Origin of the sequence: Mesorhizobium sp. M0244, from assembly GCF_040321795.1 — a bacterium.
Classification (GTDB): Bacteria; Pseudomonadota; Alphaproteobacteria; order Rhizobiales; family Rhizobiaceae; genus Mesorhizobium.
The window spans coordinates 1-508 of the sequence record NZ_JAMYSE010000250.1; the positions used below are offsets into that span (position 1 = coordinate 1).

General features: G+C 64.2%; 1 protein-coding gene. It reads right to left on the minus strand.

Going from position 1 to position 508, the window contains the following annotated elements; genetic code table 11:
• Nucleotides 1-508: potassium-transporting ATPase subunit KdpA (locus NKJ08_RS38910; protein ID WP_352786444.1), on the minus strand; the 508-nt coding region annotated here is incomplete at both ends.

A 508-nucleotide genomic window follows, 5' to 3' on the forward strand; every position in this document is an offset into this window, starting at 1 on the left:
TCGGCAGCACCACCGCGATAGCGGTGAAGATCAGCATCGCCAGCGGCAGGCAGAGGACGGCCAGCATCGCCATCTTGACCTCCTTGGCCTCGATCTTCTTGCCGAGATATTCGGGCGTGCGTCCGACCATCAGCCCGGCGACGAAGACGGCAATGACGATGAACATCAGGATACCATAGAAGCCGGCGCCGACGCCGCCGACAATGACCTCGCCGAGCTGCATGTTGATGATGGGGATCATGCCGCCAAGTGCGGTGAAGCTGTCGTGCATGGCATTGACCGCGCCGCAGGATGCGGCGGTGGTGATGACCGCAAACAGCGCCGACAGAGCGATGCCGAAACGGCTCTCCTTGCCCTCCATGTTGCCGCCGTCGATGCCCAGCGCATGGACCAGCGGGTTGCCGGCGGCCTCGGCCCAGTAGCAGACAGCAACGCCGGCGATGAACAGCACACCCATCGCCGACAGAATTGCCCAGCCCTGGCGCTGGTTGCCGACCATGCGGCCGAA